6 protein-coding genes are annotated in these 7,160 nt (G+C 60.1%); 1 reads left to right on the forward strand and 5 read right to left on the reverse strand.

From position 1 onward, the window contains the following. The coding region (locus BG28_RS15135) for an integrase core domain-containing protein (protein ID WP_152539300.1) at positions 1–189 on the forward strand (189 nt) is incomplete at its 5' end. Between the two features lie 125 nt (positions 190–314). On the opposite strand, the gene BG28_RS14610 is transcribed toward BG28_RS15135, so the two are convergent. From BG28_RS14610 to BG28_RS15140, 5 genes are all read right to left on the reverse strand, one after another. Beyond that, entirely contained in the window at positions 315–845 is a 531-nt protein-coding gene (locus BG28_RS14610; RefSeq protein ID WP_051501490.1) for a DUF805 domain-containing protein, read from the reverse strand. A gap of 254 nt (positions 846–1,099) precedes the next feature. Next, a complete protein-coding gene (locus tag BG28_RS15530) occupies positions 1,100–1,330 on the reverse strand; it encodes a hypothetical protein (RefSeq protein ID WP_152539301.1) in 231 nt (76 codons plus the stop codon). A gap of 11 nt (positions 1,331–1,341) precedes the next feature. Next, a complete protein-coding gene (locus BG28_RS13460) occupies positions 1,342–4,977 on the reverse strand; it encodes an RHS repeat-associated core domain-containing protein (protein WP_036477977.1) in 3,636 nt (1,211 codons plus the stop codon). Between the two features lie 785 nt (positions 4,978–5,762). Continuing rightward, positions 5,763–6,575 (reverse strand): metal ABC transporter permease, encoded by an 813-nt coding sequence (locus BG28_RS13465; RefSeq protein ID WP_051501491.1) that lies wholly within the window; start codon positions 6,573–6,575, stop codon positions 5,763–5,765. Positions 6,576–6,578: 3 nt separating this feature from the next. Then, the coding region (locus BG28_RS15140; RefSeq protein WP_152539303.1) for a metal ABC transporter ATP-binding protein at positions 6,579–7,160 on the reverse strand (582 nt) is incomplete at its 5' end.

Raw genomic sequence — 7,160 nt, forward strand, 5'->3', positions numbered from 1 at the left:
ACAACCGAACTCAGGTCGATGAAGGTGCTCTACACCCGGATCTACGCCTCAGAGCAGGCACGCCGGCACGCCCTGGCGGTCTGGGTGAATCATTATAATTATCATCGTCCTCATACTGCCTGTGGTGAGATGCCTCCGGCCTCACTGGTCCCGGCCGGTGTCAATAACGTCACGCCCTCTTACACCTAGTGATCACAGTCTGACAGGCAAGGTGTGGCTCTGAAGTACACCCAAAGCGACGCCTGGCATGAAAAAGCGGGACGACGCTTGACGCGTCATCCCGCCAGATCAGAAGAGTTAGACCTTGAGGTTGCTCAGAGGGTCGTGGGTGCGTCCCACACTGGACGGCGCTTCTCTGGCTTAGATCCCCGGGCGAGCAGGATCAAGACGATGATCCAGCCGATGATGGGGATGAACCACAGGAAGAATACTGGACCGGGGAGCCCGGTGTCGTGGAATCGACGCCAGGTCACCGCCATGAGCGGCGAGATTGTTGCGACCCAGATCAGGAAGTGTAGAAGCAGCGCGATGTTGACGATCACGTTCGCTGTGCCTTCGAACCAGATGCGTTGGTAGTACTCAGGGCTGCCTGCGGGGTCGTAGGTTTCAGTCATGATGCCGTCGGAGAACGCAGTGGCCACCAGGATCGTGGTGATCGCCGCTAGTCCGAGGTGGATGAAGACGAGTGTGAGCCAGGGCCACCAGAACTCTCCTCGGTTGGAGTAGCCCTTGAACTGTGCGTAGTTCTTGAAGAAGGAGCGAATGGTGGATTTCGGTCCTGTCGGGGAAAAACTGTGGGGTGCGGATTTTGGGGATGGTGCAGTTTCTTGAGTTTGGTCTGACATGTGTACTCCAGAAAACGATTCGGGGGAGGGGTCTATTTTTAAAGTGGCGCGCAGGGTGCAGCATTTGATATGAGATGTCTCCGAGCCTGCTAGTGACGATGATCCAAGCGGCTTCGAGTCATCTCATGACGAGGCCCCGTCCGCACCGATCACGAACGGGGCCTTACGTCTTTTATTGTCCGTAAATATTTTGACCGTTTTCGCCAGTCCTTGAGTTGCCGTTGACTGCGGTAAGAATTCAGCTAATCCAGTTTCTAATTTGCGACTACTATCGACAAAAATGCCCCAAATCCAGCAATTGCAACAGAAGCCAAAACAATCATAGTTGGAGTAAATTTGCTTTTTTCGTGTTTGCTCAATTTCGGATAAAGTGAGCTGTAGCTATTGTTCATTCGTTTTACAAGTTTATTTCTAAATGTAACGAGTAGCAGTGAAATTACAATTAGAAGTATTCCAGTTATAAGAGCGCCAGTAGATTCAGTCATGTCGACCTATTCTAGTAGGAGAATGAATATCCAGCGCCAACGCTGCATCCGCCTCCGGCGCCCCACTGATAGCCGCCGCTGAAGTCTGTTCCCGCAGAGCTACTCGCGATGCTGCCCCATCCGCCGTATCCGACAGCTGCGGAACAACCGACGTCAGCTTGGAATCCTGTGGAGTAATTGTCTCCTCCTCCAACGTTGCCAGTAATGCCGATCTCAGGTCCAAACCGTGGTCCGACGTAAATGCTCGTGTCACCACTGCGGGATTGTTGATGTGATACCTCGAGGCAAAGGTAGTAACAAATTTGAACCCCTCCGACGGAATACGCTTCGAGTCCAGTTGGGTCGATGTAGTTAATGGGGTTTCCAGCCGCGTAGAGGTACTGGCTGCTCTCCGCGCCGGAGGGGTCGGGCTGGGTGAACCGGCCCGTGGACGGGTCGTAGTAGCGGTGGCCCATCTTGTAGAGCCCCGAGGCTTCGTCGTGCTGGGTCCCGGCGTACCGGAAGAGGTTCTCCTCCGCCGCACCGTCAGTGATCGCGCGTTCCTGGCCATACGGGTCGTAGGAGTACCCGCCGACTTTCTCCCCGTCATTGTCGAGCAGCACCACCACGCTTCCAAGGTGATCGGTGACGTAGAAGGTGCTATCCGCACCGGCTGCGGGGTTATCCGCATCAGTCGGTGTGGCAGCAATCAGTCCGCCACCGCGGGGATCGCGGGAGTAGGTGACGCCTTCTTCGGGGTTCTGCTCATCGGCGGTGCGGTGGAGTCCCAGCGCGGAGCGGTACTCGATCTGACCGTCGAAGAGCTTCCGATTGTCATTGGATCCGCCGAAGATCGTGGCCTCAGCAGTGTCACCATCGAGGGTGAAGGATTCCGCGTTCTGACGTGCCCCGTAGTTGGTTTCTAGGCCCGTGTCCGGGTTCGAGGTCAGGTTCCCGGCCTCATCATGGGAGACGCTGTCTCCGTCGATTGTGGCCAGGAGGTTATCGGTATCGTAGGTGTAGCTGGTGTCCTCGGCTTCGCGCCCGGTGTCACCCGAAGAAGCAGCTGTGGTGCGGTTGCCGGCATCGTCGTAGGTGTACTCCCAGGAGGCGTTGGTCGCACCGTCTGCGTCGACTTCCTCCGCGGCGGTGAGCCGATTCAGGGAGTCATAGGTGTAGGTGGTGACCGCTGCGGCGGGGACGCCTTCTTCGACGTAGGAGGTCTTGGTCTGGATCAGACCCCGGTCGGTGTTATCAGCATCGGCGTAGGTGTAGCCCACATCGAAGACCACCTCATCGGAGGCATCGGTGACCGTGATCCGGGTGGCCCGGGAGGACGCGTCGTACTCGGTTTCCTTGATCGCGCCACCGGGGAAGACCTGCTCGATCGGGTTGCCCTTGGAGTCGTAGGTGAATCCGACACAGTCTCCACCGGCAGTCGAGGGGCTGTCTGCGGAGCAGGAATCACCGGCAGCGGCCCCGGGGAGGGTCATGTACTGCATCTGCGAGGCAGCGTCGTAGGTGAAGTTCTCCGTGGCGGAGATCTGTGGGGATTCCCCGGCCTCGACGAAGAGCGAGGTCATCAGTGTCGTGGTGCCCCGGTCATCGTTGTTGTTCACGCGGATGAAGTTAAACGGATCTGACGCCGCGGTCTGGTCGGTGAACGTTTCCATCAGTGGGTCACCGTAGACCCCTCGACCCGGGGCGCGTTTGGTCAGGTAGAAGTCCTCCCAGGTGCTATCAGACCAGGTGTATGGGGCTGCGGTCTCGAGTCGGTCATGGGTGTTATCCAGGGTCACGGTCTCCTCACCATCGGTGATGGTCACCGGGCCGAAGTTCTGGCCCACGTAGTAGCGGTAGGAGGATTCGACCCCATCGGGTCCGGTCACGCTGGTGGGCCGGCTGATCGAGTCATAGCTGATCGTGGTGGTGCCTAAGGAGGGCTGATCGACCTCGATGAGGTCACCATCATCGGAATACGTGTAGCTGGTGGTCTCACCATTGGCGTTGGTGGTTGAGCACACGAACCCGGTGAAGCCGTTGCACACGCTGCGATCTGAGGTCTCACGGGTGTGGGAGAACCCCTCGACACCGCCTGATTCGTTGGTCACACCGAGCAGATTGCCGGCGGCGTCGTAGTCATAGGTGGCTTCATTGCCCTCCGTGTCTTCGGAGCACTTGACCTGATAGGCCGTGCCGGAGCCGCCGTTGTCGCAGGAATCCCCGATCTGATAGATCGCAGACGCCCCGGCACCGGTGGGCAGCTCGACCCCGGTGCGGTTACCGGCCTCGTCATATTCATAGATCGAGATATCTCCTGCGGGACCGCCGCCGGTGGCGCCGCTGGTCGAGGAGGTCACGTCACTGTTGGCGCTCCACTCCTGGGACCGTTCCCGGCCCAGCTGATCGACCGCGGAGAGCTGTCGGCCCTGGTCATCGAGGTTGATCGTGGAGTCTTCACCGTTCCGGTCAGTGACCACCGTGGCCCCATCGGAGTAGGAGAAAGACTCGGTGCGCTCATCGGCACCAAGGTTCTCACCCGAGGCGTCCAGGGGGTAGAACCGCTGGTAGGTCAGCTCGGAGACCCGGTCACTGGAGTCATAAGCGACTTCCAGGCCGATCTCGGAGGTGGTGTGGTTGAACTCCGCGCGCAGCGCGCTGAGCAGCCCATCACTGTTGTAGCTGTAGTTGATCTGCTGGATCGTCTCCGGATCGGAGGAGCCATCCCCGCGGATATACGCCACGGATTCGAGCACCCCGTCATCGTCCTGGGTGTAGAGGATCTCGCGTTCCCCATCGGGGAGGACATAGGTGATGGTGTTCGCGGCGTCGTCGTATTCGACCTCGGTGACCCGACCGGCCGGGTCCTGGACCTCAGTGACCCTGCGGTCCTCATAGGAATAGCTCATCCCGACCCCGTTACGGTCGGTGGACTCCATCAGGTAGCCACCGCGGTTGAAGTGCATCTGCTGACCGGTCCGGTGGTAATCGATGATGAACTCATCATCGTCAGTTCGCTCCACAGAGGCATTCAAGCCCGCCGGGGAGTCATAGGTGATCTCATCGTCGGTGGTGAAGTACTGGTTGAACCCGGACCCGTCCCTGAACCGTAGGGCCCCATCAACGGAGCGCACGCCGGTGTCTTGTCCGATCCCGGAGCGCCAGGTGCCGCCCAGGGAGCCGGAGGTGGTGTCTCGGGAGTTGTAGTGATCGGTATACATCGCCGGGACTCCGGCCGAGGAGAGCTCGGTCTGGGTGGCCCCGATGACCAGGTTTCCGGTGGCCAGGTTCACCCCAGCGGTGGTGTTCGCGAAGATCTCAGCGGTGTGCATCGAGTAATACGGCAACACCCCGAGCATCTCGGAGACCTCCACATCAGTGGCGGTCGCGTCATCGGCCTGAGCCTCACGACGCTGGAACTGCTCGACCTCTTCTTCGGACTCCTGTTCCTCCCACTGGCCTTCGGGTTCTTGCTGCTCGAAGTCCCGGTTGACCTCTTCGGGAGCGTCCCAGATCTCAAGGTCCTCGAGGTCCTGGATGGCTTCGTTGATGGATTCTTGAACATCGTCTCCCGGGACGGCGCTTTCCGTCGCGACCGCCGGAGCGAGTCCGCCGAAGGTGGCCAGAACGGCGGCAGAAAGAGAAAACCCCGCGAGCCGTTTCGCCACAGAAGGACGAGACAGGCCACGGGGTGAGGGTGAGGGCTCAGTAGGCGGTGGAGACAGTACGGGTGGGGGTGCAGAACTCATACAAGGGGCTCGATTCGATCGTCACGTAGCAAAAAAGAGGTATAGAGACGTAAGTAGCTATCTGGATCTGAGCCCGGTCTATGCACCTCAACACAAGATGGTTACTCACTGAAACTAGCCTGTACAAAACAGTTAAGTCAATAGGTATATGTGTACCTGTGGCTGGCGGGGTGATCGCGCGAAGGGGTCATCATGAGGCGTTGACATGGGTGTATGCCCATGCTCGGGAGATGTATGCGTGATCCGACGGGCCCATGTCCTGGGCGGCGCGAGGGACCATTCATTTTCTCCGTGTGGCCCATTTGTCGCACAAGGTCTAGACCCTGGTGCGGTTCTGTGGCACTAAATCGCGCGGACACTCCACTGCAACATGGGTGGCCGGGGAGTGTCCTGCAAAGGGTGATGTTGCGTATGGATACACCTGGAGACACGTCGTAGCAGTGGTGGAACACGTGGTCGAAGGGCGTCCTGCGTTCATCTAGGGGCCGGAGTGGAATCAACGTTAGCTCTGAAAGGAGTAGCTGCGGTCGGAGGGGTGATGCCATCGTGCCTACTGGTGCCATGAGTGAAGGAGTATCGACCGCTTCCCTCGACGTCCGCCGCGTCCATCGCTTCACACCACGGACGCGGCCACGACCTCGCCGTGGCGCCGTTTTTTGCAGCGGATGCCGAACGCCTTCGCGAGTAGCCTGGGAGGAGCGTTCTCAGGCATGGCTCCGGTGGTAACGGGTTTTCAGCAGTGCAGAAACGGCCGTGACGAGGTAACAGAGGATGGCGATGACGACGATAGCGGCACCGGGGGCGAAGTCCCCGTAGTACGAGGTCGTCAGCCCCAGTACGGCGCTGAGGGCCCCGATGCCGGAGGCGATGGCCAACGTTGCTCGGTAGCTGCCGGCGATCTGGGTCGCGGCGGCTACGGGTACCACCATCATTGCGGAGATGAGGAGCAGGCCGATGGTGGTCATTCCGGCGACCACGATGAGCGCGACCATCAGGGTCAGGAGCAGGGTCAGGGCCTGTGTGGGGATACCAGCGACTCTTGCTGAGGGTTCATCAAAGGCCATGGCGAGCAGCTGTCGATACACCACGGCGGTGATGAGCAGGACGATTCCCGCCAGGGCGGTGATCGTAGCGACTTCCCACCATTGCAGGTTCAGAGGACTGCCGAAGAGCAGGCCGACCACGGCGGTTTGTCCCCCGCCGGAACGGGAGACGAAGAGGTACCCGGCGGAGATTCCGCCGTAGAAGAGCAGGGCCAGGGAAAGATCCCCGCCGCCGGACCGTTTCGACATCGGCACCAGTGTCACAGCGGCGATCACGGTGAGCCCGAGGGCGCCGATGAGCGGGTGCATGCCGGTCAGCAGGGCTAGGCCGACTCCGGCGAATGCCATGTGCCCCATGCCATCGCCTATCAGCGAGTGTCCGCGCTGCACGATGAAGCTTCCCACCAGGGGAGCGGTGGCAGCGATGACGGTGCAGGCGATCAGCGCCCGCTGCATGAACTCCAGCTCGAGCATGCGTCACGCTGCCTGGTGGGAGGCAGGGGAAACGGGCATGGGTCCGGGGAGGGGAACCACTTGTCGATCCCGGACTTCCAGTACCCGCTGCGCCAGGCCCGCGAAACCAGCTGGATCATGACTGACGTAGACCACGGCGATACCCTCAACATCGACCAGATGTTCCAGGGACACCCGTAATGTGTCCTTTGCCTCGGCGTCGACTCCAGTGGTCGGTTCATCGAGGAACAGAATACGGGGGGTGGTGACCAGGGAGCGGGCGATCAGCGCCCGTTGTTGCTGCCCGCCGGAGAGCTGGGAAATCCGGCGGTGTCGCAGCGTCTGAAGTCCCATGACCTCCAGGACGTGTTCAATGCGTTCATTCTGAGTGGATGAGACGCGGCGTAAGGGCCGCAATTGCCCGGCCAGTCCACTGCGGACCACTTCTTCAACGCTGATGGGCAGGACAGAGGAAGCATCTGCCCGCTGCGGCACGTACCCAACGGACGACCATTCCCGGAATCGGGGCACTTCGGTGCCGAACAGCCTTACCACTCCGCCTGTGGGGTGGAGCAGGCCTAGCGCGAGTTGTACCAGAGTCGTTTT

The organism is Nesterenkonia sp. AN1 (assembly GCF_000582475.1).
Classification (GTDB): domain Bacteria; phylum Actinomycetota; class Actinomycetes; order Actinomycetales; family Micrococcaceae; genus Nesterenkonia; species Nesterenkonia aurantiaca.

Excerpts from the sequence above, each read along its gene's own strand:
- BG28_RS14610 (WP_051501490.1), bottom strand. The coding sequence starts at position 845 with ATGTCAGACCAAACTCAAGAAACTGCACCATCCCCAAAATCCGCACCC.
- BG28_RS15530 (WP_152539301.1), bottom strand. The coding sequence starts at position 1,330 with ATGACTGAATCTACTGGCGCTCTTATAACTGGAATACTTCTAATTGTA.
- BG28_RS13465 (WP_051501491.1), bottom strand. The coding sequence starts at position 6,575 with ATGCTCGAGCTGGAGTTCATGCAGCGGGCGCTGATCGCCTGCACCGTC.